Source organism: Arthrobacter sp. MAHUQ-56 (genome assembly GCF_019710585.1).
GTDB lineage: Bacteria > Actinomycetota > Actinomycetes > Actinomycetales > Micrococcaceae > Arthrobacter.
The window spans coordinates 1-26,111 of sequence record NZ_JAIFZQ010000025.1; the positions used below are offsets into that span (position 1 = coordinate 1).

21 protein-coding genes and 1 rRNA gene are annotated in these 26,111 nt (G+C 66.3%); 11 read left to right on the forward strand and 11 right to left on the reverse strand.

Annotated features, from left to right (window positions below):
- The first annotated feature begins 271 nt into the window (after positions 1 to 271).
- The 5 genes from rrf to K4G53_RS19465 all read left to right on the forward strand — a co-directional run bounded on the left by rrf (position 272) and on the right by K4G53_RS19465 (position 6,273).
- Positions 272 to 388, forward strand: a 5S ribosomal RNA gene (gene rrf, locus K4G53_RS19445).
- 263 nt (positions 389 to 651) lie between these two features.
- Positions 652 to 936, forward strand: coding sequence for an HU family DNA-binding protein (locus K4G53_RS19450; RefSeq protein ID WP_011693739.1), 285 nt, complete (start codon positions 652 to 654; stop codon positions 934 to 936).
- A 114-nt stretch (positions 937 to 1,050) separates the two neighbouring features.
- On the forward strand, positions 1,051 to 3,213 hold the full coding sequence (locus tag K4G53_RS19455; protein WP_221387334.1) for a cytochrome c oxidase assembly protein: 2,163 nt from the start codon (positions 1,051 to 1,053) through the stop codon (positions 3,211 to 3,213).
- Positions 3,213 to 5,237 carry an NHL domain-containing thioredoxin family protein gene (locus tag K4G53_RS19460; protein WP_221387335.1) on the forward strand — a complete coding sequence of 675 codons (2,025 nt, stop codon included), beginning with the start codon at positions 3,213 to 3,215 and terminating at the stop codon, positions 5,235 to 5,237. Before K4G53_RS19455 ends, K4G53_RS19460 begins: the two co-directional genes overlap by 1 nt.
- A 217-nt stretch (positions 5,238 to 5,454) precedes the next feature.
- A complete protein-coding gene (locus tag K4G53_RS19465) occupies positions 5,455 to 6,273 on the forward strand; it encodes an endonuclease domain-containing protein (RefSeq protein WP_221387336.1) in 819 nt (272 codons plus the stop codon).
- 140 nt (positions 6,274 to 6,413) lie between these two features.
- Here the strand turns inward: K4G53_RS19465 and K4G53_RS19470 are convergent, their stop codons facing one another.
- From K4G53_RS19470 to K4G53_RS19485, 4 genes are all read right to left on the reverse strand, one after another.
- Entirely contained in the window at positions 6,414 to 7,406 is a 993-nt protein-coding gene (locus K4G53_RS19470; RefSeq protein ID WP_221387337.1) for a hypothetical protein, read from the reverse strand.
- Positions 7,407 to 7,559: 153 nt separating this feature from the next.
- Complete coding sequence (locus K4G53_RS19475) at positions 7,560 to 9,335, reverse strand: helicase HerA-like domain-containing protein (RefSeq protein WP_221387338.1); 1,776 nt, start codon at positions 9,333 to 9,335, stop codon at positions 7,560 to 7,562.
- 261 nt (positions 9,336 to 9,596) lie between these two features.
- On the reverse strand, positions 9,597 to 10,907 hold the full coding sequence (gene dctA / locus K4G53_RS19480) for a C4-dicarboxylate transporter DctA (protein ID WP_221387339.1): 1,311 nt from the start codon (positions 10,905 to 10,907) through the stop codon (positions 9,597 to 9,599).
- Positions 10,908 to 10,964: 57 nt separating this feature from the next.
- Entirely contained in the window at positions 10,965 to 12,104 is a 1,140-nt protein-coding gene (locus tag K4G53_RS19485; protein WP_221387340.1) for a PrpF domain-containing protein, read from the reverse strand.
- Between the two features lie 128 nt (positions 12,105 to 12,232).
- On the opposite strand from K4G53_RS19485, the gene K4G53_RS19490 reads away from it, so the two are divergent.
- Positions 12,233 to 13,138, forward strand: coding sequence for a LysR family transcriptional regulator (locus tag K4G53_RS19490; RefSeq protein WP_221387341.1), 906 nt, complete (start codon positions 12,233 to 12,235; stop codon positions 13,136 to 13,138).
- 40 nt (positions 13,139 to 13,178) lie between these two features.
- Here K4G53_RS19490 and K4G53_RS19495 read toward each other — a convergent pair whose 3' ends face one another.
- The 5 genes from K4G53_RS19495 to K4G53_RS19515 form a co-directional block, all read right to left on the reverse strand.
- Positions 13,179 to 14,150 (reverse strand): serine hydrolase, encoded by a 972-nt coding sequence (locus tag K4G53_RS19495; RefSeq protein ID WP_221387342.1) that lies wholly within the window; start codon positions 14,148 to 14,150, stop codon positions 13,179 to 13,181.
- Positions 14,151 to 14,225: 75 nt separating this feature from the next.
- Positions 14,226 to 15,344, reverse strand: coding sequence for an ABC transporter substrate-binding protein (locus K4G53_RS19500; protein ID WP_221387343.1), 1,119 nt, complete (start codon positions 15,342 to 15,344; stop codon positions 14,226 to 14,228).
- Positions 15,345 to 15,376: 32 nt separating this feature from the next.
- Positions 15,377 to 17,158: an iron ABC transporter permease gene (locus K4G53_RS19505; RefSeq protein WP_221387344.1), complete on the reverse strand. Its 1,782-nt coding sequence runs from the start codon at positions 17,156 to 17,158 to the stop codon at positions 15,377 to 15,379.
- A complete protein-coding gene (locus tag K4G53_RS19510) occupies positions 17,155 to 18,252 on the reverse strand; it encodes an ABC transporter ATP-binding protein (RefSeq protein ID WP_221387345.1) in 1,098 nt (365 codons plus the stop codon). The genes K4G53_RS19505 and K4G53_RS19510 overlap by 4 nt, the downstream gene beginning before the upstream one ends.
- Before the next feature lie 39 nt (positions 18,253 to 18,291).
- The gene (locus tag K4G53_RS19515) at positions 18,292 to 19,383 is read right to left on the reverse strand and encodes a PrpF domain-containing protein (protein WP_221387346.1); all 1,092 of its coding nucleotides are present in this window, start codon (positions 19,381 to 19,383) and stop codon (positions 18,292 to 18,294) included.
- Positions 19,384 to 19,702: 319 nt separating this feature from the next.
- Between K4G53_RS19515 and K4G53_RS19520 the strand changes: the two genes are divergently transcribed.
- The 5 genes from K4G53_RS19520 to K4G53_RS19540 all read left to right on the forward strand — a co-directional run bounded on the left by K4G53_RS19520 (position 19,703) and on the right by K4G53_RS19540 (position 24,442).
- Positions 19,703 to 20,371 carry a GntR family transcriptional regulator gene (locus K4G53_RS19520; RefSeq protein WP_224023586.1) on the forward strand — a complete coding sequence of 223 codons (669 nt, stop codon included), beginning with the start codon at positions 19,703 to 19,705 and terminating at the stop codon, positions 20,369 to 20,371.
- A 108-nt stretch (positions 20,372 to 20,479) separates the two neighbouring features.
- A complete protein-coding gene (gene tcuA, locus K4G53_RS19525) occupies positions 20,480 to 21,943 on the forward strand; it encodes an FAD-dependent tricarballylate dehydrogenase TcuA (RefSeq protein ID WP_221387347.1) in 1,464 nt (487 codons plus the stop codon).
- A gap of 49 nt (positions 21,944 to 21,992) precedes the next feature.
- The gene (locus K4G53_RS19530) at positions 21,993 to 22,628 is read left to right on the forward strand and encodes a GntR family transcriptional regulator (RefSeq protein ID WP_221387348.1); all 636 of its coding nucleotides are present in this window, start codon (positions 21,993 to 21,995) and stop codon (positions 22,626 to 22,628) included.
- A 216-nt stretch (positions 22,629 to 22,844) separates the two neighbouring features.
- Positions 22,845 to 23,759, forward strand: a complete 915-nt coding sequence (locus K4G53_RS19535) for an intradiol ring-cleavage dioxygenase (RefSeq protein WP_221387349.1) — start codon at positions 22,845 to 22,847, stop codon at positions 23,757 to 23,759.
- Between the two features lie 104 nt (positions 23,760 to 23,863).
- Entirely contained in the window at positions 23,864 to 24,442 is a 579-nt protein-coding gene (locus tag K4G53_RS19540; RefSeq protein ID WP_221387350.1) for an SRPBCC family protein, read from the forward strand.
- A 6-nt stretch (positions 24,443 to 24,448) separates the two neighbouring features.
- Here K4G53_RS19540 and K4G53_RS19545 read toward each other — a convergent pair whose 3' ends face one another.
- Together K4G53_RS19545 and K4G53_RS19550 are read right to left on the reverse strand one after the other, a co-directional pair.
- On the reverse strand, positions 24,449 to 24,715 hold the full coding sequence (locus tag K4G53_RS19545) for a YciI family protein (protein WP_308287936.1): 267 nt from the start codon (positions 24,713 to 24,715) through the stop codon (positions 24,449 to 24,451).
- A 133-nt stretch (positions 24,716 to 24,848) separates the two neighbouring features.
- Positions 24,849 to 25,793: an alpha/beta fold hydrolase gene (locus K4G53_RS19550; RefSeq protein ID WP_221387352.1), complete on the reverse strand. Its 945-nt coding sequence runs from the start codon at positions 25,791 to 25,793 to the stop codon at positions 24,849 to 24,851.
- Between the last annotated feature and the right edge of the window lie 318 nt (positions 25,794 to 26,111).

Here is a 26,111-nt window from a genome sequence, read left to right on the forward strand (position 1 = left end):
TGTGTGAGAGGCCCCCAGCCAGACCACTGGGTTGATAGGCCGGATGTGGAAGCGAGGACTAACGACTCGTGAAGCTGACCGGTACTAATAGGCCAACAACTTACACCACACAGAAACACATTCTGCTTGCGTCCACTATGTGGTTCCCAACCAACAACCCGTTGGCGGAACTAAACAATTGAATAACACCACTACCTGCCCCCTCAACGGGCAGGGATGTTGTAACCACAGTCTTCCCACCCCCCCAACAAGGGGGGACGGGTACAAGGGTTACGGCGGTCATAGCGTGGGGGAAACGCCCGGTCCCATTCCGAACCCGGAAGCTAAGACCCACAGCGCCGATGGTACTGCACCCGGGAGGGTGTGGGAGAGTAGGACACCGCCGGACACACACCAATGGTCGAGGCCCCAACCACACGGTTGGGGCCTCCCACATTTAAAACAAGCCCGGCAACCCGTAGGAAGCGATCACGCATCCGGCTGTCCTCCGGGAGGGAGATATCTCCCAAAATCTCGTGATTAACCTCAAAAAGTCGCGGAAACACGCGGAATTTGCGGACCGGAAGGGTCCAAGCTGGTAAGTTTTCGAACAGTGGCTTGCGCGCATGCCGCGTGCAGGCTCCAGAAACATAACCGTCCAGGAGGACATCAATGGCTAAGAACCGTAGTGAACTTGTTGCAGAGGTAGCTGGCAAGGCCGGCACCAGCCAGGCAGCCGTCAACTCCGTCCTCGACGCACTGTTCGAGGTTTTCGAGACTTCTGTCGCCGCCGGCGAAAAGATCACCATCCCGGGCTGGCTCGCCGTCGAGCGCACCGACCGCGCTGCCCGCACCGGCCGCAACCCGCAGACCGGCGAAACCATCCAGATCGCAGCGGGCCACAGCGTCAAGCTGACCGCCGGTTCCAAGCTGAAGGCTGCAGTTTCCAAGAAGTAGGACTTCCTTCCGCCCGCAGACAGCAGGCGGAACAAGGAGCGGCAACCCACGGGTTGCCGCTCCTTTTGTCTTTAAGCCCGATTCGCCGCCCGGGCGGCGGTGGCGGACAATGGAATGGTGTCTTCTGCCGCAAAACCACGTTCCCCCCAGCCCCAGTCCGGTCCGGGCAAGGGATCTACGGCCCGGGACGGCGGCCCCCTCGGAATCCGGACCCCCTGGCAGGTTGCCGGCCTGGCAGCAGTCTTCGTGGCCCTCGCTGCTGCGCTGCTCTTCTCCGGTGCCGCGGCGGCCCGCGGTGTCTCTGATCCGGGAGCGCTGGTCCGCTGGGGCCTGCCCATCAGCAAGGCCATCCATAACGTTTCCCTGGCCACGGTCATTGGCGGACTGATCTTCGCCGTCGGAATCCTCCCTAAGAACCTGGCTGCCCGCAGCCGGGACAGGGCAGCAGCGGACGGCAGTGAAGCCCCGGAGCATCCTGCCTTCACCCGGGTGCTGGCCGTGGCGGCAGCCGCCGGCGCAGTCTGGACCCTGTCCGCGATCGCCGTCCTGGTCTTCACCTACGCGGACGTGGCGGGGCAGAGCCTCTCCGGGGACCCCGCGTTTACCCAGGCCCTGGTGTACTTCATGACGGACATCGAGACGGGCCGGGCCTGGCTCACCGTCACCATCGTCGCCGCCGTCGTCACCACCGCGCTGTTCGGCGTCAGATCACTCGGCGGCCTCGCCCTGACACTGGTCCTGGCACTCATCGGCCTGGTCCCCACAGCGCTCATAGGCCACTCCTCAAGCTCCTCGGACCACGAAGGCGCCATCAACTCCCTGGGCTTGCACCTGGTGGGCGTCAGCACCTGGGTGGGCGGCATCGTCATCCTGGCCCTGCTGTCCGGGATCCTGGCCGGCCCGAAGGCAGGCGCGGCAACGGACATCACCGAACCCACCCTGCGGCGCTTCTCCACCTTGGCGGGCTTCGCGTTCGTGCTGGTCTTTGCGTCCGGCATCATCAACGCCAGCATCCGCGTCACCAGCTGGTCGGACCTTTTCGGCTCGGCCTACGGCCAGCTGATCCTGGCCAAGACCGCGGCCGCCGTAGTCCTGGGCGGCATCGGGTTCATGCACCGGCAGTGGGTCATCCCGCAGCTGGGACTCAAGGGCTCCACCATGTCGGCCCGGCGGGTCCTGTGGCAGCTGATCGCGGCCGAGCTCCTCATCATGGGCGCCACCTCCGGCATCGCCGTCGCGCTGGGCCGCTCGGCCCCGCCGCAGCCAACGGAACCGGCGCCGGACGCATCGCCCGCCTTCATCCTCAGCGGCTACGACCTTCCGCCGGAACTTACTCCACAGCGCTGGCTCACCGAGTGGCGGCTGGACTGGCTCTGGGTGGCGGTGGCGCTCTTCGGCCTGGTTGCCTACTTCCTGGGCGTGGCCAAGGTCCGCCGCCGCGGCGATACCTGGCAGTGGTTCCGGTCCCTTAACTGGGTCATTGGCCTGGTGGTGCTGACCTACATCACGTCCGGTCCGCCGTCGGTCTATGGCCGCATCCTGTTTTCCGCGCACATGGTGGACCACATGGCGCTGACCATGGTGGCCCCGATCTTCCTGGTGCTGGGTGCTCCGGTGACCCTTGCCCTGCGCGCCCTGCCGGCCCGCCGCGACGGATCGCGGGGAGCGCGGGAATGGCTGCTTGTGTTCGTGCACTCGAAGTTCTCCCAGCTGGTCACCCATCCGCTGTTTGCGGCCGCCAACTTTGCCGGCTCGATTGTCCTGTTCTACTACTCGGACCTGTTCGGCTTTGCGATGCGCGAGCACGTGGGCCACGAACTGATGAACCTGCACTTCCTGCTCACCGGGTACATCTTCGTGCTCAGCATGATCGGCACCGACCCGCTGCCGCGCCGGGCGCCCTACCCCATGCGGCTGCTCCTGCTCCTTGCCACCATGGGCTTCCACGCCTTCTTCGGCGTCTCCATCATGGGCGGGACCGGGCTGCTGGCCGCGGACTACTTCGGCAACCTCGGCCGGGCGTGGGGGCCGTCCGCCCTCGTCGACCAGCAAATGGGCGGCGCGGTGGCCTGGGGCATCGGTGAAGTGCCCACGCTGCTGGTGGCGATCGGCGTCGCCATCATGTGGTCGAGGTCGGACCAGCGGGAAACCAAACGCGTGGACCGGGCGGCGGACAGGAATAACGACGCCGATCTTGCCGCTTACAACGATATGTTTGCCAAATTGGCCGAACGCGACGCCAGGCTGGCTGAACGCAACAAGCTGGAAGGACGCTAATGAGCGAAACCGTACGCAACCATGCCCGGGTCCGGGCCTCCGAACTGGTGGGCCGCAACTGGTTGAACACCGGCGGCAAGTCGCTGGACCTGGAAGCCCTGCGCGGCAAGATCGTGCTGCTGGACTTCTGGACCTTCTGCTGCATCAACTGCCTCCATGTCCTGGATGAGCTGCGGCCGCTGGAGGAGCAGTACTCGGACGTCCTGGTGACCGTTGGCGTCCACTCACCCAAGTTCGAGCATGAGGCGGACCCGGTGGCCCTGGCGGCTGCGGTTGAACGCTACGAAATCCACCACCCGGTGCTGGACGACCCCGAGCTGGACACCTGGAAGGCGTACACCGCCCGTGCGTGGCCCACACTGGTGGTCATCGACCCTGAGGGCTACATCGTTGCGCACCTGTCCGGTGAAGGCCACGCTGACGGCCTGGCGGTGCTGATCCCCGAACTCATCGCCGAACACGAGGCCAAGGGCACGCTTCACCGCGGAACCGGGCCCTACGTGGCGCCGGAGGCCACGTCCGGCACCCTGCGCTTCCCCGGCAAGGCGCTCTTCCTGCCCCCGGGACGCGGCTCCACCGCAACAGAGGGAGCGTCCGACGGCGGCCCAGCGGCAGGTGCCGCGGTGGCGGACCCTGCGGACAAGGGTTCCTGGCTGGTCACCGACACCGGCCACCACCGCCTCGTGGAGCTCGGTACGGACTTCCACACTGTCCTGGGAACCTTCGGCTCGGGTACCAAAGGCTACGCCGATGGCCCGGCCGCCGGCGACGCCGCCACCGCACAGTTCAACGAGCCCCAAGGCCTGGTGCTGCTGCCGGAAGAAGTGGCAGCGAAGGTGGGCTACGACGTCGTCATAGCCGACTCCGTGAACCACCGCCTCCGCGGGCTGTCCCTCAGCGACGGCAAGGCCTCCACCCTGGCAGGCAACGGGATCCAGCGCCTGCTCGAGACCGGCCCGGCACGCGTGGACGAGGACGCGGCGGGCTTCACCGGCCGCCTGGGCGGACACCCCCTTGAGGTTTCCCTCAGCTCGCCGTGGGACCTGGTGTGGTCCCGCAAGCTGGGTGCCGTGGTGGTGGCCATGGCCGGCACGCACCAGATCTTCAGCTTCGACCCCGTCTCCGGTGACGTGGCCATCGTGGCAGGCAACGGCCTCGAGGGCCTGCTCGACGGTGCGGCCCATGAGTCCTGGTTCGCCCAGCCCTCCGGCCTGGCCGAGGACGCCGACGGCAACATCTGGGTGGCGGACTCCGAGACGTCCGCGCTTCGCAAGCTGGCCGTTGGCGACGACGGCACTGTCACGGTCGAGTCGGCCGTGGGCAAGGGGCTGTTCGACTTCGGTTTCCGGGACGGACCGGCCGCCGAGGCCCGGCTGCAGCACCCGCTCGGGGTGACCGTGCTCCCCGATGGGTCCGTGGCGATCGCCGACACCTACAACGGCGCCGTGCGACGCTACGACCCCACGTCCCGGACCGTGTCCACGCTCGCCCGCGGGCTCGCCGAGCCGTCCGACGTGATCGTGGACCACACCCACTCCGCCGGGTCGGAGCCGCTGCTGGTGGTGGTGGAGGCGAACCAGCACCAGCTGGTGTACGTGCCCATCCCCAAGGAAGCGCAGCAGGTGGACGAAGGCGCATCCCAGACCCACCGGCCCAAGAGCCCCGTGGCACCCGGCGCGTTGGAACTGACGGTGCGCTTCACGGCACCCACCGGCCAGAAGCTCGATGACCGGTGGGGCGATCCCACCCAGTTGAAGATCTCGTCCACCCCGCCTGAGCTCCTGGCGGCCGGCGGCGGAACCTCGGTGGGGCTGCTGCGCACCCTGGAGCTGTCCCCGGACGTTCCCGAGGGCGTCCTGCACATCACCGCCCGCGCTGCCGCCTGCGACGGACCCGAAACCGAGGACGGCGAGATCCCGGACCACGCCGCCTGCCACCTCTACCAGCAGGACTGGGGCATCCCCGTGGTCCTGCAGGCCGACGGTGACACCGAACTGGTCCTGGACCTCCGCGGGATGGACTGAGCGGCTTAGTGTCCCTGAGAGGCTGCTGCTGGTGACCCCCGCGTCACGGGCAGCAGCCTTTCGCGTCTCCTGGTGGTCATCGGCCGCGCAATCCTGGCCTTATCCGGCACGCAGCGCCCGGAAAGCGTGCCCTGCGTGACGCCGGGACCGTCCCCTCTGTCCACATAGCGCCGGAGCGGGCTGTCGGGGCGGTCCAGGTCCGGCCCACCATGGCGGCATGGATGTCCTCAAAGCTCTTGAACTGTGCGGCGGTGCTGCACGCCGGCCTGCACTGGCCGCCCTGGGCGTGGATGATGCCGCGCTTCGCCGGGCGGTACGGGCAGGAATACTGCAACCGGACCGCGGGCTCTACGCGCTTCCGACGGCGGCTCCGGGGCTGGTTGCCGTGCTGCGGAACCGGGAGTTGCTGACCTGTACAAGCGCCGCGTCCGCCTACAGCCTTTGGTCCCTACCCTACGTCGGGCCGCGCCACGTGTACCACCGTCGCCGCGAAGCTGTCCACGGCGAGGCGGTTCATCACGCCGGACTTGTCCTGCCGCGCTCACGGCTTCAGCCGGTGGCGGCACTGGCAGATGTGCTGATCCACGCAGTGCGTTGCTTGTCCTTCGCGGAGTCGCTGGTGATGGTTGAGTGTGCGGTGGGCAGGGGCGACATGACTGTCGATTTCCTGCGCCAGCGGTTCCCTGGGAATCGCAACGGGAAGGCCCGGGCGGTCCTGGATTGGGTGGAGGGAGGTTCAGACTCCCTTCTTGAGACGCTTGCGCGAACGTACTTCCGCCAGGCCGGAATTACGGTGCAGTCACAGGTTTACCTGGAACGGGTGGGGTACGTTGACCTGCTCCTGGACGGCTGGCTTGTGGTGGAACTTGATGGACGGCACCATGCAGAGTGGAAGCAGGTTCAAAAGGATCATCGGCGGAACAATGAGTCCGTTCTTCAGGGCTACACGGCCCTCCGGTACTACTACGCTGACGTGGTGTACCAGCCGCAGAAAATGATGGAACAGGTGCTTGCCGTTTTGCGACGAAGGCGGTAGCCGGCGGACGCGTCACGCGGAGCAGGCTTTTGGATCCCCCGCGCCGGGTTAACCCTGCGAAATCAAGGGCCCCGGCCATCGCCACGGTTGAAAACGTGCTGCGCGTGACGCCGCGCTGGGGCCAGTCCGGAAGGCCAGCCCTAGAAGCTCAGGACCGGCGTGACCTTGATGGTGTCCCCCGAGACGTCGAGGCGCGTGGTGAAGCTGAAATCCACCTCTTCGTCCAGCGGGTACCACGCCCCGGTGAACGCGTTCTGCTGGAGCGCTTCCACCCTGGCCTTCCCGTCCAGCGGCGCCACCACCCAGCGGCCGTCGAACGGCTCCACCGAGACGCCCGGATACTCGGTCACGGTCCATTTGATGGTGCCGTCCTGGACCCTGTTGTTGCTGGCGTAATAGAAGGGGCAGTCGGGCTGGAGCTTCTGTTCCTTGACGGCCTCGGCCGCGCAGCCGTCCAGGAATTCCCGTACCTTGGCCGACACGTCGTTCTTCAGCCGGTCCGTGGCCTGGGTCAGCAGGTTGAGCGGGGCCACCGGGGTGTCCTTCGAGGTCACCGTTGCCCGGGTGGCGGCAGCGGAAAAGTACTCGCCGTCAAGGGCTGCTTCGTATTCGCCCGGGTAGAACACGGCAAAGGAGTTGCGGCCGCTGGGCATGTTCACCGGAACGCCGTTGACGGTGGCTTCGTTTCCGTTGACCACGGTCATGTCCACTGTGGGCAGCCTGGACGGGACGAATGCCCAGGTGTTGAAGAAGATCCATTCGGTGCCGGTCTTCTGCAGCAGGAACTCGGTGCGGAGCCGGCTGCCGTCGATCGTGTACTCCAGCGGCACCATCACCTGGTTGCCGGGGCGTTCCTCCGGGTCTCCGACGTTCACGTTCGAGAGGCGGGAAGCGGCAGTCTGCAACCCTGGGCCGTCGAGCATGGCGGCGTTGCTGGGCGGCACGGCGGCCCGCAGCAGCCCCAGTGCACGCCCGCCGTCGCCGGCCCGCAAGGCGTCCAGGTACTCCCGCACCGGCTGCTGGGGACTGGCCACTGTCCGGTTCACCACGTTGATGGCTACGACGGCTCCGGCGATGGCAAGCATGAGGCCCAGCAGCCATCCGGCTGCAATCCTCACCAACGCTTGACTCATCTGCACGTTTCTTACAGTAACGTCACTGCGACGGCACACTGAAGTTGGCGTCTCCCCTGGTTCCGCGGTTACCACGCCCCTAATGCACGACGGCGGGAGCAGGAAGGGCCTTCAGCGTCCCCTTTCGCGGGCGCCGCCAAGTACTGCTTCAGGTCAGCGGCGGCGGCGCCGGGATGACGTTCCGAACACTCCGCGGAGCAGTTCCCGTCCGAGCTGGGTGCCCATGGAACGCGCCATGCTCTTCAGCCCGCCGCCGAGTGCACCGCCAAGCACAGCCCCGAGATCGCCCATCATCCCGTCCGGTGCCGACTGCGGCTGCCGGGTGCGCGGCGCCCGGGGAGCCTTCGGCGCCTTGGCCCGGGGAGCGGAGTCCCGGGCAGCCGGGCCACGCGGTTCGGTGTATTGCGGTTCGGGTTCCTGGGGCATGGGTACAGGAACGCTTGCCGGCCTGCTGCTGGGCCGGCCCAGGATCTCCTCTTCGATCCGCCGGGCTTCGGCGTCGACGTCGTACGTGCCCGGAGTGGCCGGCGCGCCGGCATCCGCGGGTTCAGGTGCTGCCGGACCGGTGGGTGCCGCGGCCTTGCCGGTGAGCTTCTCGTACGCCGAGACGTTGTCCACGGAGGTCCCGTACTTCCCGAGCAGCGCAGAGCCGGCAACGGTGCTGCGGACCAGTCCCCCCTCACTCGGGCCCATCACCGATTCCGGCGCGCGGAGCCGGGTGAGGGCCACGGGAGTGGGTGCACCCTTCTCGTTCATGACGGTGATGACGGCTTCGCCGATGCCCGCGGACGTCAGTGTTTCCTCAAGGTCGTAGTCGCTGAGCGGGAACGTGGACACCGTGGCCTTGAGCGCCTTGGCGTCCTCCGGGGTGAAGGCGCGCAGGGCGTGCTGTACCCGGTTGGCCAGCTGGCCCAGCACGTCGGCGGGAACATCCTTGGGTGTCTGGGTGACAAAGAAGATGCCCACGCCCTTGGACCGGATCAGCCGGACGGTGGTGGTGATCGCATCCAGGAAGGCCTCGGTAGCGCCGTTGAACAGCAGGTGCGCCTCGTCCAGGAAGAACACCAGCTTGGGCTTGTCCAGGTCGCCGGCCTCGGGGAGGTCCTCGAACAGGTCGGCCAGCAGCCACATCAGGAAGGTGGAGAACAGCATCGGCTTGGTCTGCAGGGTGGGCAGTTCCAGGCAGGTGACCACGCCGCGGCCATCCGGGGCGGTGCGCAGCAGCTCGGCGGTATCGAACTCCGGTTCCCCGAAAAACTTCTCCAGTCCCTGCGCTTCCAGGTTCACGAGCTCCCGGAGGATCACGCCCGCGGTTGCCTTGGACAGGCCGCCGAGTTCCTCGAGCTGGTCCTTGCCTTCGTCCGACGTGAGGAACTGGATGACGGCGCGGAGGTCCTTGAGGTCGATCAGCTCCAGGCCGTTCTTGTCCGCGAAGTAGAACACCAGCTGCAGGCTGGATTCCTGCGTGTCGTTCAGTTCCATGATGCGCGAGAGCAGGATGGGACCGAACGAGGTCACCGTGGCGCGGACCGGGACTCCGTTGCCATCACCGCCCAGCGCCAGGAACTCCACCGGAAACGCCTTGCCTTCCCACGGCTGGCCGATGCTGTCCGTGCGGGCCTTGAGCTTCTCACTTCCGACGGCGGCCGTCGCCAGGCCGGAGAGGTCACCCTTGATGTCGGCCAGGAATACGGGGACGCCGGCGGTGGACAGCTGTTCGGCCATCATGTGCAGCGTTACGGTCTTGCCGGTACCGGTCGCACCAGCCACCAGTCCGTGCCGGTTCATCATGGCCAGCGGCAGCCGCACCGGCGCGTCCTTGTGGAGCTCGCCGTCGATGATGGCGGCTCCCAGCTCGATGGTGGCGCCTTCCAGCGCATAGCCCTTCTGGATGGTGGCAAGCTTCTCTGCTGTGGTTTTGGTGGCCATGGCGCCAGCTTAGCGGCGGCACCCCGGTCTGCGCCGGACCCGGGCCGGTTAGTTCGCCGTCAGGTTGCCACTAGTCGGTTTCAGGACCTTGGCAGTAGAAGCAGGTGCCCGCTTCGCAGTCTTCTGTTTCCTGCTCCGTTTGACGGTTACTCATTTTTCGGGTCCTTTCGGTGGGGGTGGTGAGTCGTGCCCCTTGCAAGTGTTTGCCCGGGACCCTGCGGGTTCCCGGGCAAACACTGGGGTTGGTGGCCTGGCGGCCGGCTAGTGGGCCAGGGCCGGTTCGGCGAGCTGCACCTTTTCCGCTTCGGTGGGCACGAAGCCCGCCTGGAGCTCGGAGCGGAGCTTGCCCATGTCCAGCTCACCCTGCCATTTGGCGATGGCCACGCAGGAGACGATGTTGCAGACCGTGCTGGTGAGGGCGCGGGCCTCGCTCATGAAGCGGTCGATGCCAACGATGAGGGCGACGCCGGCGACGGGAAGGGTGGGCATGACCGTCAGGGTGGCCACCAGGGCCACGAAACCGCTGCCGGTGACGCCGGCCGCGCCCTTGGAAGTCAGCAGCATCATGCCCAGCATCAGCAGGATCTGGCCCCAGCTGAGGTGGATGTCGCAGGCCTGCGCGATGAACATGGAGGCGAGCGTGAGGTAGATGGCCGTGCCGGTGAGGTTGAAGGAGTAGCCGGTGGGGACCACGAGGCCCACGACGCTGCGGGCGCAGCCGACGCGTTCGAGCTTGGCCAGCAGGCGCGGCAGCACAGGTTCGCTGGAGGATGTGGCGAGGACAATGAGGAATTCGTCCTTGAAGTAACGGAGGATCTGCCAGAGGCTGAACCCTGTCACCTTCGCCAGGATGCCGAGGCCGACCACCACGAAGACGATGCATGCGGCGTAGAAGGAAAGGATCAGCATTCCGAGGTTTCCGATGGAGTGGGCGCCGTACTTGCCAACGGTGAATGCCATGGCCCCGAAGGCTCCCAGCGGGGCAACCTTCATGATGTAGCCGAACATGATGAAGAGCAGCTTGTTGAAGCTGTTGACGACGTTCAGTGCGTGCTGGCCCGGCGCGCCGAGCCTGCTGAAGGCGAATCCGCACAGCATTGCAATGACCAGCACGGGCAGGACTTCACCGTCGGCGAAGGCGCCGACGAACGTGGTGGGGATGATGCTCAGGATGAAGTCCACAGGGTTGCTGCTGGGCAGCTTCGTGGTGTACTTCTCGGCGACCGAGGAGTCGAGGTGGGCAGGGTCGATGTGCATCCCGGCCCCGGGCTGGAACAGCATCACCGCGGCCAGGCCCAGGGCCAGGGCCAGTGCCGTCAGGGTGTAGAACAAGCCGAGTGAACGGACCAGGGTGGGGCCGACCTTCTTGGTGTCGCGCAGGGACGTGATCCCGCCGACGATGGTGCAGAACACGATCGGAGCGATCATGAACTTCACGAGCTTCACGAAGCCGTCGCCGATGGGCTTGAGGGACGAGCCGAGGTCCGGCCACAGTGCGCCCACAACGACGCCGAGGGCGACTCCGATGAGTACCTGGACATACAGGTGTCCGAGGATGGATTTGATCTTCATTGAACAACTTCCTGGTTGGTGCGGCCCCTTAATGATGGGGCAAAGAGATAGGGGGGTTTAGGCGGACAGCTCTGCGGCCGGGGCCACGTCGATGTCCGCAGTGGCGATGTGGCGGGCCGCCCGGTGGAGGGCCACTTCGCTGACGGCGCCGGTGTCGTCGGAGATGATGTCGGCGGTGATCACGCCCGCGGGCGTTCCTATCCGAAGTACCCGGGGGCTTCCGGCGCCGGTGGAGGGTTGGCCTGCAGCGTTGGCCACCACCGATGATGGCAGCGAGGCTGCGAGGGCAACTGCCACGGCGGAGGTGAGGCCGATTGCAGGGTGGGGCGCGAGCATGGACAGCATCCGCACCCGCACGTCGTGGCTGTCGGCGGTGACGGTTGTTCCGTCCGCCGCGATGTAGTCACCGGCAGGAGCCACGACGCCGACTTTCGGGACGGCGTTCTGCGGCGGATCTTCAGGCTTCCGCAGCCCCATGACCAGGCCTGCCGACGCCCGGGCCGCGATAAGGACGGGCAGCTGCCCGGTGAGGCCGTCCGCCATGGAGGAGAGATCGACGCCGGCCTGGTCGGCCGGGAGGAGCACGGCGGGGGCGCCGGCGTCCACCATTGTGGCGGTGAGCGTCCTGCCGTCCACCTGGAGCTGGTCCACGGTGTTGCCGGTAGGGAGGAGAGCGCCCGTGTTCTGGCCCCAGGGGCCGTGGAAAGAGAGGCTGACGGGAACACCGGCAGCGCTGCTGCCCGGGACCCTGGCCAGGCCTGACCTGGGAACGTGGCCGCCGGGGGTGGGAACAGTTCCGCTGAGGACCGCGCCGGAACTCACGTGGCGCATGCGGACCTTGGTCATTCCGTCCCGGGCCGCAACGATGCCGGACTGTACTGCGAACAAGGCAATGGCGGTGGCGCAGTTGCCGCAGTTGGAACCCAGCTCAACGGTAGGGTCACCGATACCCACCTGGGCGAAAAGGTAGTCAAGGTCTGCCTCGGCACCAGGGGTGGCCCAAATGACGGCAGCCTTTGAGGTGGTGGAGGTTCCGCCTCCGACGCCGTCCAGCTGCCGCGCGTCCGCTGCGCCGAAGGCGGCTGACAGCAGTGCGGGGATCTCCTCGCGGGTGGGTGCGTGGAGGGCCACGTCTTTGGCATCGAAGAGCCAGCACTTGCTCGTGCCGCCCCGGTACCAATGTCCTCGGAGTCCCACTGTATTTCTCCCTCATAACTCGCAGGTGCCCTACTTCACAGCACCTTGTACTTCTACGATCCGGGATGTGAGGCTTCAGCACAATCACAAATAAATGGACAACTATCTACTTTTGCTAAACTCAGGCCATGGCACTCCTCGATCTCCACCGGCTCCACGTGCTCCGCGAGGTGGGCCGGTCAGGTTCCCTTACATCGGCTGCTGCGGTCCTTTCGTTCACCACATCAGCGGTCTCACAGCAGATAGCCAAGCTTGAGCAGGAGATGGGGGTGGTCCTCATCGAGCGCCACCCCCGCGGCGTGGTCCTCACCGAAGCGGGACACGCCCTTCTGCACTACGCCGATGACATCGACAGGACCGTTGAGGCTGCCCGTGCCGAGATGGGGGAGTTCGCGGGTCTCCGGCGCGGCCAGCTGCGGCTGGGAACCTTCCCCACTGGCGGAGCCTCTTTGATGCCGGACGTGGTGCTGGCGTTCCGCGCCCGCTACCCGGAGGTGGCAGTGACCGTGGTCAGCGCCCGCCGCGACGGCCTGCTGGAACGGTTGCGGCGGCGGGAAATCGAACTGACACTTCTGTGGGACTATCCCTGGCAGCAGATCGAGGACCCTGACCTGACCCTGGTCAGGCTGACGAACGACCCCACAGTTTTGCTGGTACAGCGGAACCATCCCCTTGCGAAACTGGGTTCTGTCCGCATCGGTTCGTTGAGCGACCAGGAATGGGTGGTGCGGGACGAACACCCCGTGGCCGACGTCCTCCGCCGGGTTTGCCGTGACGCCGGGTTCGAGCCGCGGATCGCCTTCGCAGCCAACGATTACCAGGAGACCCAAGGCATGGTGGCTGCTGGTATCGGCATCGCCCTGGCACCCAGGCTCGCGCTGACCGCCCTCCGCCCTGACGTGGTGGCGGTCCCGCTCGCCGGGGCCCCGAAGCGGCGCATCCTCCTTGCCCACCTGGAAAACCGGAGGCTGAGCCCCGCCGCGCAGCAGGCAACGAAGGTGTTCCGGTCCATTGCCAAAGGCGCCCCGTCCTGACAAAGGAAGTGCCGCCGTCGTGCTCTGTCCTTCCCGCCGCCTACCCGGCCAGGGGTCCGTCAACCAGCGCGCGGGCAAGGTCCATGAACTCGGTATGGGTCACCGGGCCCGGGCAAGTGGTTGCGGCCGCGGGCATGCGGGTGTTCCGGGCGATGGCAAAGCTGTCGCTGACAAAGCGCCGGTGGACAATGACGCCGCGGATTGCCGGCAGCACCAGCAGGAACTGGCCGTAATTGCCCGCCGCCAGGAACGCCCCGTCCCACTTCGGGTCCGCTTCCCGGGGCAGCCACCATAGATAGCCGTAATCGCAGTTGCCAAAACCGGTGGCTGGTGCCATGTCCGCGCGCCTGACATGGGTGGACACGCTCTTCCTGATCCACTCCCGGGGGACGAGCTGCCGGCCCTCCCACCATCCTTCAGCAGCCATCAGCAGCCCTATTCTGGCCAGGTCCCGGGCGGAGAGAAACAGGTGGTAGGCCGGAAAAGCGGACTTGGCGGCGTCGCCGAGCATGAGTTGGCGTGTGGACTCGAAGTCTTCAAACCCCAGCGGGCCGGCCAGGTGCTTTTCGAACGCTTCGAAGACGGTCAGGCCGCTGATCTTCTCGAAGATGCCGCCCGCGGCGTTGAAATCCCAGTTGTTATACAGGAAGTACTGCCCCGGCGTCCGCGTTCCGCGGGCGGGGAACGCATGCTCATCGCTCCCCGGGCTGGAGGGCGGATGGTAGACGCCCGAACGCGACGTCAGGAGGTCACGGAGCCGCGCCGTCCGTTCGATCGGCAGCAGGCCCCCAACATCATCTATGGCAAGGTCGCCGAGCGTGGCGTCAAGGCTGCCCCGGCCCGCCGCCACCTGGATCCCGAACAGGATCGAGAGCAGGCTCTTGCGCATTGACGCGACGTAGCTGGCACGGGTGGTGTCGCCGAGTTCGACGACGGTTGCCCCGTTCCGGAGGACCAGCAGGGAGGAGGTGTTCCGGGGCACCGGAAGTGCGGGTGCGTGCGAGGCGGTCACGGGGCTCCTTGGGGATGAAAAAACCGTGTCTGGGGACCCGGCGGCGGCCGGGTCCCCGGACACGGGAAGGTGGATTTACTTGGTGTAGCCGAACACCTGGTTCCATTTGGCCAGGTCGTCCTTGCCGTAGGTCACGGCATCGGTGTTCTGCATCCGGTAGACCTTCCCGGAATCGACGGCGGGGAGGGTCACTCCCATGATGGTGGGCGGTGCCACGTCGGTGCGGACCGGGTATTCACCGATCTGCGCGAAGACCTGCTGGCCCTGCTTGGACAGGTTGTAGTTCATGAAGACCTTCGCGGCTTCCACGTTCGTGGCGGTGCCGGTCATGCCCAGGTAGTAGTCGTAGGAAACCAGTCCTTCCTCCGGGACGATGAACTTGACCGGGGCCTTGTCCTGGACGGCCGAGATGTTGGTGCCGCTGATGGTGACCGTGCCGACGGCTACTTCGCCGCGGGCCAGGGCGGTGGCTTCAGCGCCCAGGGAGTCGTAGATCTTGGGCTTCTGTGCCGCGTACTTGGCGAAGTAGTCGCCGCCCATCTTGGTTTCCATGAACCGGTTCAGCGCAGCGGTGCTGCCGCCCGAACCGCCTTGGACGATGCCCAGCTTGCCCTGCCACTTGCCGCCGACGGCATCCGCCCAGGACTTGGGGGCATCGGCTTCCTTTACCAGCTGGGTGTTGTAGCCCAGGGTGTAGACGGAGTTGAACATGCGGGTGAACTGGCCGCCGTCCACGGAAACGTCCTTGAGTGCCGAGGCGCCGGGGACGTCATAGGCCTTCCAGACCTTGGCATCCTCCATGGACTTGGCAATCCGGTAGTCGGACGTGCGGATGACGTCGGCGCTGAGCTTGCCGGCGCCCTGTTCGGACAACACGCGTTCGGAGAGCTTGTTCGGGGTGAGGCGGACGACGTTGACCTTGACGCCGGTGTCCTTGGTGAAGGCATCCACCAGGGCGCTTTCGGACGAGTCGGTGTAGCCGGAGTAGAGGGACAGGGTCTGGGTCTTGGCCTTCTCATAGGTGGCCTTGTCAGCGATGGACTCGCCGTTGATCACCAATCCGTTGTCGGTGTTCACGGCCGCGCTGGCTGTGACCACGCCGGCGCTCTGGGCGGCGCTTCCACAGCCGGTCAGGCTGAGGGCGAGCAGCACTCCGGCGGCGGTGAGGGCGGGGAGCTTGGACGCTAACTTCATTGTGGGTGTCCCTTTCAAAGGTGGTGTGAGGTTCAGTGCTTGGTCTTGCGTTCGCCGCCGACTTTTTGGGCGATGACGGCGAGGATTCCGATGACGAGGCAGTACAGGACGCTGACGGCGGCAGCTGCCTGGCTCTGGCCGTTGTCGAAGTTGTCGAAGACGAGGATGGACAGGATCCGGGTGTTGGAGGTGAAGAGGAAGATGGAGGCGCTGAGCTCACGCATGGACAGCATGAGGAACAGCAGGAACGAGGACATGATGCCCACGCGCATCAGGGGCAGGGTGACGTCCAGGACGGACCTGGTCCGTCCGGCGCCGAGCATGACCGCGCTGTCCTCGAGGTCCTGGTCCATCTGGAGCATGGACGCGGAGACGCCGCGGTAGCCCTGGGGCATGAACACTGCAACGCAGGCGACGGCGAGGATCGCCAGGGTGCCATAGATGGGCAGCGGCAGCAGCAGCCAGGTCCAGAGCAGTCCGATGCCCATGACGATGGCGGGGACGGCGAGGGGGGTCATGGCCACCAGTTCGATCAGGCGTCCCACCTTGGACTTGGTGCGGTAGCGGATGTAGGAGGCGATGAAGCTGAGGGTGGTGCCGGCGAAGGCTGCGATCAGGGCCACCAGGACGCTGTTCTTCAGGGCGAGCTGGAAGTCGTTGGATCCCAGGACCTCGCCCAGCTTGGCGAAGCTGAGGGCATTCGCTTCAAGCAGCTGCGACATCGAGGACACGAACGGGGTGGCCTGCATCGACGCGGCCAGCAGCGCGAGCATGGGCAGCACCACCGAGACCGCGAAGTAGGCCAGGGCCAGGATGGTGAAGGGCCAGCGCATCTTGCGCAGCGGGACCTGGCGGGGACGGTTGCCCTTGCCGGTCATGGTGGTGAATTTGCGCTTGTTGATGATGCGCTGCTGGATGAGGGTCACGGCCATCAGCGCAACGGTCAGGATGACCGCAACACTGGCAGCCTGGTTGCTCTTGGCCGGTGTGGCGCTCATGAGGCGGTAGATATAGGTGGGCAGCGTGTCCACGCCGGCGGGATTGCCGATGACCTGGGCCACCGGGAAGTTTTCCATGGTCAGCGCGAAGACCAGCACCGCGGAACCCAGGATGGCCGGCAGGGCCAGGGGGAGGGTGACGGTCCGCAGCATGGTGCGCAGCGGAGCGCCGTGGACGGTTGCTGCTTCTTCGAGGTCGGCGTTCATCATCGACAGCGAGCTGTGCAGCAGCAGGAAGGCGTACGGGGCGTAGAAAATCCCCAGCACGAACACCAGGCCCGGAAGGCTGTAAATATTGATTGCGGCATCAATGCCCAGGTCCCGGAGGAAGATGTTGATGTAGCCGGCGCTGGGCGAGCACAGCAGGGACCAGGCCAGTGCACCCACCAGGGCCGGGATGAACATCGGCGCCATGCCGATGAAGAAGATGAACTTCCGCCACGGCGCGTCGGAGCGGGCGCAGACAAAGGCCAGGAACGCCCCGATCAGCAGGGCGATGATGGCTGAGCCTGCTCCCACCATGAGCGAGTTGGCCAGGGCGCCAAGTGCTTCCGGGGTGGCCAGCAGGGCCAGGTTGGACAGCGTCAGGCCGCCCAGGGAGATGCTGCCCGGCCGCGGAACGCTGTCGGAGAAGGCAGCCAGCAGGACCAGCGCAAGCGGAAGGACGATGAGGATGCCGAGGATGAGCAGGACGATCAGGCCGGGCGTGTTCTTGCGCAGGCCCGCAACGGTACGGGCAGAGCGGTAGTCTTTGGGCGTGGGCTTCGGTGCCGGGCGCGTCTCGGCACGGCTGGTCGCTACGGTCTTGAGGCTCATGCGAGGACCTCGGCCGGCAGGATCTGGACCTCACGGGGGTTGACGGTCACCCACACGCGGTCCCCGACCTTGTGCTGTTCGCCGCGCTTGAGTCCGCCCAGCGCGTCCAGCTCGGGCCCGGATTCCAGTTGGATTGCGTACCGGATGTCGTTGCCCTGGAATCCCGCTACCCGGACCGTTCCCGGCCACGAGTTGGGGTGCTCTGCCGGTGCTGCGGTGATCTGCAGGTCCTCGGCCCGGATGCAGACCTTGGGGGATGTCCCTGTCTCGCCGGTCTGCTGCGCCGACTGGACAGTGAGCCCGCTGTCGGCAAGGCGTGCGGTGGTGGTTCCCGCCGCGGTGCTCTCCGGCGTGCAGTCCATGATGTTGGAGACGCCCAGGAAGTGGGCGATCGAGGCGCTGGCGGGTGCTTCGTACATGTGCTGCGGGGCGCCCATCTGCACGATCCGGCCACCCTGGAGCAGGGCGATGCGGTCTGCCAAGGCAAAGGCTTCGTGCTGGTCGTGGGTGACGTACACGCAGGTGAGCCCCAGCTGGAGCTGGATCTCACGCAGCTCAACCCGGAGCCGGTCGCGCAGGCGGGCGTCGAGGTTGGAGAGCGGTTCGTCGAGCATGAGCACGCTGGGCCGCATGACCAGGCTGCGCGCCAGGGCGACGCGCTGCATCTGGCCGCCGCTGAGCAGGCTGGCACCGCGGTCGGCGTACGGCTCCAGACCCACCAGCGTAAGGGCTTCCATGACGCGCTCATCGATTTCGCTCTTGGAGAGCTTTTTCTGTTTCAGCGAATAGGCAACGTTCTGGGCCACCGTCATGTGCGGCCACACCGCATAGGACTGGAAGACCATGCCGACGTTGCGCTTGTTCGGGGGCAGGTTGATGCCCTTTTCGGAGTCGAAGACCACAACGTCGTCGATGATGATCCGCCCCGAGGTGGGCTCCTCCAGGCCGGCGATGCACCGCATCGTGCTGGTCTTGCCGCAGCCGGACTGGCCCAGGAGGACCAGGGCCTCCCCGTCTTCAATGTCGAGGTTGAGGTTTTCGATGGCAGTGAAGCTTCCGTACTTCAGCTGCAGGTTCTGAATGCTGATTTTCATGGCTGATTCCTTGGCTGGGTTTTTCCGGTAGGGGTTTCTTCAGTCACTGGGCACCAGGATGGTGCTTTCGCTGATCACGCGGGCCGAGCGTTGAAAGGAGACTTCAGCGGGATCGGCTGCATCCAATGCCAGCGCCGTCTTGCCTTTCAGTAAGTGGATAAGGAGTCCGGGCTCCGCCGCCGGAACTACGCTGCGCTGCACCACGCTGCCCGTTGTGCCCGAAGCGGCAGCGACCGCGACGGCGCTGGTGAGGCCGATGGCGGGGTGCAGCGCGGTCATCGAGATCATCCGGGCCGAGACGCCGGTTGCGCCTACGGGCGGAGGCCCCACGATGCCCACCTTCGGAATGGATGTGAGATTCTCCGGCAGGCCCATCCTGCGGGCGGCCGCTGCGCGCAGCTGCGGGGCGATCCGGACCAGTGCCTCCAGGGCTTCCTCGCTGCCGGTTGCGTCCAGTCCCAGGTCCTGTGCGTCGAAGAGCGCAGCCGGGGCGCCGGCGTCGATCAGTGTCGCCCGGTACCGCTTCCCGTCGACCTCGATGTCATCGACGGTGTTGCCTGTAGGGAACTGTGCTCCGTAGCTGGACCAGGAGGCCTTCTGGAAGATGACGTCGATGGGGACCCCTGGGTAGTGCTGGCCATCCAGGCGCCGCCCGCCGTAGGCCGGTACCTGTGCCCCCGGTGTGGGGATCTCGCAAACGAGGCGCAGACCGGTCATCGTGTTCAGAATGGGGACCCGGGTGACCTCTCCGGTGGGAGCGACGAGCCCGGCATGCAATGCGTACAGGCCGAGTGCGGTCGCGCAGTTGCCGCAGTTGCTGGCCCATTCAACCGCCGGCTTATCGATGGCCACCTGCGCGAACCGGTAGCGCACCGTTCCGTCCGGGCCGGTACCGGCCACGGTGATCGCCTTGCTGGTGGTTGACGAGGCGCCGCCTACGCCATCGATCTGGCGGAGGTCCGGCGACCCGAAGGTGCGGATGAGGAGACGGTCCGTCTCCAGGGCATCAGCCGGAAGGTCCTCGTCCCGGAAGATCCAGCACTTGCTGGTTCCGCCACGGACCAGGGTGGCCGGGACCGGGGTGACCGGGAGGGTGCCGGCCTGCGGCTCTTCCCTGAGTAGAAGCGTCATTGGTTCTCCTGAAGTACCCCAGCCGGCGTGTGCAGCTACCGGGTAAATGTTCAAAGCTGAGCAAACCGGAATCCGGTAATTGCTCTGCTGTATGGCGTTGGTCACAAACGGTATACCGTTGATGTGAGTTAAGCAACAGTCATTTGAATATGAATACCGACGCGGCGGTCTGGGTGCCTTGCTGAATGAGACGGTGTGCGGAAAATCGGACACGGTGTTCACAGCGCGCCCAAACGGTATGCAGTGCGTTAGAATTGCGGCTAAAGGTATGGCGCCGGCGCGTCCTGCCGCTTGTTTCCATGAAGACCGGAGGCCGCCCGTGGCGTCGCAACCAGAGACAAGCCCCTACCTGATGATCAGGAACGCCATCATCTCGCAGGAGCTGCCTCCCCGTGCCCAGCTCGTCGAAAGCGCCCTGGCCAAGAAGTACAACGTCTCCCGGACGCCCATCAGGGAAGCCTTGCGGCGCCTTGAAACCGAGGGGCTCGTGGAGCGCTACGGTTCACGCATGCAGGTGCGGGAGTACCGTCCGGAGGAGATGCTGGACCTCTATGAGGTGCGGACCTTCCTGGAGGAGGCGGCCGCAAAAACTGCGGCTCTCCGGCACACGGACATGGACCTGATGCTGATCGACCGCGCGCACCAGGCCATGGTCACCCTTGATTTTGATGCTGCCACTCCGGCTGAACTGGCCGCCGCCAACCGCACGTTCCATGAGCGCATCTGGGCGGCCAGCCACAGTGCCGCCCTCCTTGACCTGCTGGACCGGATCCTGGTCCACTTCATCCGCTACCCCGGCACCACGCTCTCCACCAAGGAGCGCTGGGACCGCGTGCTGAAGGAGCACGAGGAGTTGCTGGTGGCCATCCGCGCACGGAACGCCGAGGAGGCCGGCCGCATCGCCAGCGCCCATATGGACGAGGCAAAGAACATCCGCATCCAGATGTACATCGACGCCCAGGAAATCAGCAGCCCCCGCCTGGGGTAGCGGCCGGATTCCGGTACCACCCCGGCTCAACGCCCCCAAAACACGCTATTGCATGCGACGGCATACTTATGTATACAATCGTGTACAGCGATGGAGCTGAGGAGATTGATGATGATCAAGAGCGACGTTTTGGTAGTGGGCGGCGGCAACGCCGGATTTGCGGCAGCACTTGCAGCCGCTGAGCGCGGCCGCAAAGTTGTCCTGCTGGAGAAGGCGCAGGAGGCCGCCTCGGGAGGCAACAGCTTCTACACCGCCGGGGCCACGCGCATCTCCCATGACGGGCTTCAGGAACTCATCGAATTTGTGGAACCTGATGAGCGGCACGCCGCCAGCGAGGTCCCCGCCTATACCGCAGCTGAATACCTTGCCGATCTGTCCAAGGTTTCTGAAGGGCGCAACGACCCCGAGCTCTCCGAGGTCCTGGTCACCGAAAGCAACCCGACGCTGCGCTGGCTCCAGGGCATGGGACTCAAGTACCGCCTGATGTACGAACGGCAGGCCTACCGGACCGAGGACGGCGGCTACCTGTTCTGGGGCGGACTGCACGTGGGCAACGTGGGCGGCGGAAAGGGGCTCATGGCCGACCACCGGGCAGCGGCGGAGCGCATGGGTGTTGAGGTGGTCTATGACTGCGCGGCCACGGGGCTCATCCGGGAAGACGGCCGGGTGTGCGGGGTCAGCTGCCGGACGTCATCGGGAGAGGGCGAGTTCCGGGCCGAGTCGGTCATCCTTGCCTCGGGAGGTTTTGAAGCCTCCCCGGAACTGCGCCGCCGGCATCTGGGGGAGGGCTGGCAGAACGCGAAAGTCCGCGGCACGCCGGGCAACACGGGGGAGATGATCCTCGCCGCATTGGACGCCGGCGCGGCCAGGGGTGGCGACTGGTCCACCTGCCACAGCGTGGCCTGGGATGCCTGGCACCCGGACAACCAGAGCAACCTGGAGCTCACCAACCAGCTCACCCGCGGCGGGTACCCGCTGGGCATCGTGGTGAACAGCGAGGGCAAGCGGTTCGTGGACGAAGGCGCCGACTACCGCAACTACACCTACGCGAAGTACGGCCGCGACATCCTGGCTCAGCCGGGATCGGCCGCTTTCCAGATCTTTGACGCTTCTTCCCGCCCTATGCTGCGGGCCGAGGAGTACGACATGCCGGGGGTTTCGGTGGTCACCGCACCGACCCTGGCAGAGCTGGCCCAGAAAGCCGGGATCAACCCCGGGGGCCTGGAGGAGACGGTGCGGAGCTTCAACAATTCGATCGCTGAGAGCGCACCGTTCGACCCCAACGTCAAGGACGGGCGCCGGGCCGATACCCAGCCGCCGAAAAGCAACTGGGCCCGCAGCATCTCCACTGGACCGTTCTACGCCTTCCCCGTTACCTGCGGCATCACCTTCACCTTCGGAGGCCTCAAAACTGATACCTGGGGCCGAGTACTGACCGCAGAGGCGCAGCCGCTTGAAGGGCTCTATGCCTGTGGGGAAGCGCTGGGCGGACTGTTCAGCGGCAACTACCCCGGCGGCTCCGGTCTTGCGGCAGGGGCAGTCTTCGGGCGCCGGGCCGGCTCCATCGCGTAAGGCACCCACCCGGACAGTAGTCCCAACCAGTAACGGAAAAGAGGAAAAAGTGGCCAGTCCCATCCACCAGCGGCTTCGCGAGGATGTTCTCGCCAGTGTCTTTGCTCCTGACGAGCCGCTCACGGAGGCCAAGCTCACCGAACGCTATGGTGCCTCGAGGACGCCCGTACGGGAGGCGCTGCAGCGGCTGGAACAGGACGGGCTGGTCGAAAGGCGCGGAAAAGCGGTGGTTGTCCGTACGCATTCGGCTGAGGAGATCATCGACATCTATGAGTCGAGGATCATCCTGGAGCAGGCCGCAGCTGCCAAGGCCGCCGTCAAGGCGACCGCCCTGGACCGCCAATTGCTCACGGGGCTGCTGGCGCAGATGCAGCAGTTGGACCCCAGCGACGGCCGGGCGCTCGCCGAAACCAACCGCGCCTTCCACGCGCAGCTGTGGCGCGCCACGCACAGTCCGTCGCTCATTGGACTGCTGGAACGCCTGGACCAGCAGGTGCGCCGGTACACCCTCACCACGCTGACCTACCCCGGCAGGTGGCCGGTGGTGCTGGCGGACTACGCCGAACTGCTTGCCGCCATCGAGGGCGCCGATCCCGGGCGCGCGGGGGACATCGCCGCCCGCCACATGTCGGAGGCCTTGGCCATCAGGTTGAAGATGTACGCCGAAGACCCCAGGACGCTCTAGGCCGCACGAGCGGCCTGGCAGCATCCCTCACCAAGCCCGCCGGCCGATGTTCCTGCATACTCCATCGCAACAGGAAACCCGAAAGTCGGGCGCAGGGACATTAGCTGGCGCAAGAGGTGGGGCAGGTTCCAATGAGTCTGCCCCACCTTGCTCTTCCACAGCCGCCGCACAGAGCGCACCAACCGCAGGCATAGGGCCATGCGGTCTCATGGGTCCATGACTACTTCACGCACACCCCGCCAGCCCGACGCCGACCAGCCGCATCCCAACCACGACCGGGGGCTGGAGTTCGACCTGAACACCCTGCTAAGCCGCAGGTCCCTAGGACTGTTCCTTGGCGCTGGCGGCGCTGTTGCCGCGCTCGCCGCCTGCACGCCAGCCGGAAATTCGGGCTCCACCTCGCCGGCAACAACCTCGACAACAGCCGCAGCGTCGTCGTCGGCTGTCTCTGCCACGGCCGCCGCCACAGCCGCTCCGACCCTGACCCGGGCCATCGCCGAGTGCGGCGTGGAAATCCCGCAGGAAACCGCGGGCCCCTACCCCGGCGACGGCTCCAACGGCCCTAACGTCCTGGAAGCGTCCGGAGTGGTGCGCCGGGACATCACCTCGAGCTTCGGGGCCGCGTCCGCCAAGGCGGAGGGTGTTCCGCTGACGTTCACGCTGACCCTCCTGGATAATGCCAACGGCTGCACCCCGATGGCCGGAGCGGCTGTCTACGCGTGGCACTGCGACCGGGACGGGAAGTACTCGATGTACGACTCGAGCCTGAAGAACGAAAACTACCTCCGCGGCGTGCAGGAGGCGGATGCCAACGGGCAGGTCACCTTCATGTCGATCTTCCCGGCCGCCTACTCCGGGCGCTGGCCGCACATCCACTTCGAGGTGTTCGAGTCGATGAACAATGCAACTGCTGCAGGGCAGGTATTGGCCGTCTCCCAGATCGCCCTGCCGCAGGCGGCCTGCGACGACGTCTACGCCACCCCCGGGTACGAACGCAGTGTCACGAACATGACCCGCACCACGCTCAAGTCGGACAACGTGTTCGGGAACGACGGCGGCATCTACCAGCTGGCAACGATGACCGGTTCCGCTGCTGCCGGCTACACGGCGGGGCTCAATGTGACCATCTGATGCGGCGCTGCGCGGGGGTGCCGCCGGCGCAATTCTGCCGTTGACCAGGGGAACCGGCGTGAGTACTGTGGGTCCACTGATTCAACCCTGCCCCGGAGGCAGCCATGGGCGGCGACTCGAAAGGCGGCACCGAGTACGAATTCCTGACCGTGTGGCGCGTGGCCGGGACGCCGCGCGAGGTGGTGGACGTCCTGGGCGACGCCGGCGCGCTTCCCCGCTGGTGGCCATCCGTGTACCTGGCTGTCGAGCCCCGGAAACCAGGAAATCCGGACGGCACCGGAACGGCGTTCTTCCTCCACACCAAAGGCTGGCTTCCCTACACGCTCAAGTGGCAGCTCACCCTCACCGAGCCCGTCACCGAGCAGGGTTTTGCGCTCTCGGCCCGCGGCGACCTCAACGGCACCGGGCGCTGGACGTTCGAACAGCACGGGCCCGAAACAGTGGTCACCTATGACTGGCGGGTCAGCGCCGCGAAACCGCTGCTGCGGCGGCTGGGTTGGCTGCTCAGGCCGGCCTTTGCCGCGAACCACCGGTGGGCGATGGCGCGCGGGCAGGAGGCGCTGGCGCTGGAATTGCGCCGGCGGCGGCCGGGCGCCGACCTTGCCAGAATCCCGCCGCCCGCTGGGCCCACGTTTGCACGGCGCTCCCGCCGCCGGCCGGGGGAGACAGCGGACCGCAGGTAGCTTTTGCTACCCGAGGTGCACGGCGTTCCACTCCAGGAGCCGCGGCTCGGCCAGCCCTTCGGTCACGAAGGGGTCTGCGGCGACGAACCGTTCCGCTTCCTGCCGGGACGTGAAAATCCCCATGGAGCTGGCGGCAGGGTCGGGATCCTGGAATGGGCCGAGAGCCAAGAGGCCGCCGCCGTCGGCGTGGAATGCCTCGAAATAGGCCTTGTGGCGCGGGTAGGCCTCCATGATCCGGGAGCGATCGACGCCCTCACGCACGGTGTACAGCACGACACATTCCATGGGGCAAGAAGTTACCACGCGCCGGCGACCAGGTCGGGACCAGCTTTGCTGGAAGGTACGACGACGGCGGCGCGGTGAGTGCCGCCGTCGTACCTTTTGCTGGAAGGTGCTTCGGGGACCGTCAGCTGCCGGCTACGCGCTGGATGAACTCGACCGTCTCGCGTTCGGTTTCGGCGCGGGTGGTGGGTTCGTTGTGCACCTCGTGGCGGACGCCGGGGAAGACGCGGGTGCGGACGTCCGCGTGGCCCGAATCTGCCAGGCGGTTGGCCACGTGGTAGGCCCCTTCGCCGTAGTTGGTGACGGGGTCCTGGTCGCCGGCGAGGATCAGGACGGGGAGTTCCGCGGGGAGCAGTTTGTACCAGTCGTCGGAGTTGACCTGGTCGTAGAGGTCCACGAAGCCCTGCAGGAAGCGGGCGCTGAGCGGCGCGCCGAAGTTGTTGAAGGGGTCCCTCCCGTGGTCGGTGACGACGTCCGCGTCGAGTGCCACCCAGGCGGTGGGACCGGCGTCTTCCCCGAAGCGTCCCAGGAAGCCGTCGAACAGCTGGGCCACCAGCTCCTGGGGCGCCGGCTCCGCGCCGCGCTCGCCGGAGGCAAGCCGGGCCAGTTCCGGGCGGTCGACCATCTTTTCGATGCCCCGCATCTGGGCAGCGATTCCGCAAAGGATCAGGCCGGACAGCTGCGCCAGGGGGTCCGTGGCCAGGCCGCGCGCGATCATGGATCCCCAGCTGTGCCCGAACACGATGTACGGAAGGTGGGGGAGTGCTTCTCTTGCCTTGGCTTGAAGGGTGACCTCGTCGGCGACCACCACGCTGGCCGCGTCCTCGCCGGCGTCGCCCCAGGTGCCCTGCTGCATCGCCGTGCGCCCGTGACCGGAGTGGTCGCCCGCCACCACGATGACGCCGGCGTCCACCAGGGTGGAGATGAGGTGGAGGTAGCGGCGGGAGTGTTCGCCGAGCCCGTGGATCAGCTGCACGATGGCCTTGGGCTGTCCGATGGGTTCGTAGACCCACGCCTGGATGGTGTCGCGGCCGTTGGCGGAGGTGAACTCGATTTCCTGCAGTGACATATCTTCCTCCCGTGCCGGCGCCGTCGCTGGCTCTTGGTGAGCCTAACCCGAGTGCGGACAACGCCGTCAAGGTTTTTGTCTCATGCGTTTCGGGCGCGGGGTCCCCGGCCGGAGAAACGTTGGTTCAACCGTTGGCCCGCCGCCTAACAGCGTGGAGCCGCACTCACGCGGTCTGCGGGACCGCCTCAGAAGACTTTGAAGGATTACGCATGGGAAGTGAACTCTGGATCTGCATCAGCCAGGGGTCCCGCAGATGGGGCGAACCCCACCATTCGGGTTGACCAGTCACAGTGTTCCTTGGTCCATAGTGACGCCGCC

Bases quoted from the DNA above. Each gene is read 5' to 3' on its own strand.
- K4G53_RS19450 (WP_011693739.1), top strand. From the start codon at position 652: ATGGCTAAGAACCGTAGTGAACTTGTTGCAGAGGTAGCTGGCAAGGCC.
- K4G53_RS19455 (WP_221387334.1), top strand. From the start codon at position 1,051: ATGGTGTCTTCTGCCGCAAAACCACGTTCCCCCCAGCCCCAGTCCGGT.
- K4G53_RS19460 (WP_221387335.1), top strand. From the start codon at position 3,213: ATGAGCGAAACCGTACGCAACCATGCCCGGGTCCGGGCCTCCGAACTG.
- K4G53_RS19465 (WP_221387336.1), top strand. From the start codon at position 5,455: ATGGATGTCCTCAAAGCTCTTGAACTGTGCGGCGGTGCTGCACGCCGG.
- K4G53_RS19470 (WP_221387337.1), bottom strand. From the start codon at position 7,406: ATGAGTCAAGCGTTGGTGAGGATTGCAGCCGGATGGCTGCTGGGCCTC.
- K4G53_RS19475 (WP_221387338.1), bottom strand. From the start codon at position 9,335: ATGGCCACCAAAACCACAGCAGAGAAGCTTGCCACCATCCAGAAGGGC.
- dctA (WP_221387339.1), bottom strand. From the start codon at position 10,907: ATGAAGATCAAATCCATCCTCGGACACCTGTATGTCCAGGTACTCATC.
- K4G53_RS19490 (WP_221387341.1), top strand. From the start codon at position 12,233: ATGGCACTCCTCGATCTCCACCGGCTCCACGTGCTCCGCGAGGTGGGC.
- K4G53_RS19500 (WP_221387343.1), bottom strand. From the start codon at position 15,344: ATGAAGTTAGCGTCCAAGCTCCCCGCCCTCACCGCCGCCGGAGTGCTG.
- K4G53_RS19505 (WP_221387344.1), bottom strand. From the start codon at position 17,158: ATGAGCCTCAAGACCGTAGCGACCAGCCGTGCCGAGACGCGCCCGGCA.
- K4G53_RS19510 (WP_221387345.1), bottom strand. From the start codon at position 18,252: ATGAAAATCAGCATTCAGAACCTGCAGCTGAAGTACGGAAGCTTCACT.
- K4G53_RS19515 (WP_221387346.1), bottom strand. From the start codon at position 19,383: ATGACGCTTCTACTCAGGGAAGAGCCGCAGGCCGGCACCCTCCCGGTC.
- tcuA (WP_221387347.1), top strand. From the start codon at position 20,480: ATGATGATCAAGAGCGACGTTTTGGTAGTGGGCGGCGGCAACGCCGGA.
- K4G53_RS19535 (WP_221387349.1), top strand. From the start codon at position 22,845: ATGACTACTTCACGCACACCCCGCCAGCCCGACGCCGACCAGCCGCAT.
- K4G53_RS19540 (WP_221387350.1), top strand. From the start codon at position 23,864: ATGGGCGGCGACTCGAAAGGCGGCACCGAGTACGAATTCCTGACCGTG.
- K4G53_RS19550 (WP_221387352.1), bottom strand. From the start codon at position 25,793: ATGTCACTGCAGGAAATCGAGTTCACCTCCGCCAACGGCCGCGACACC.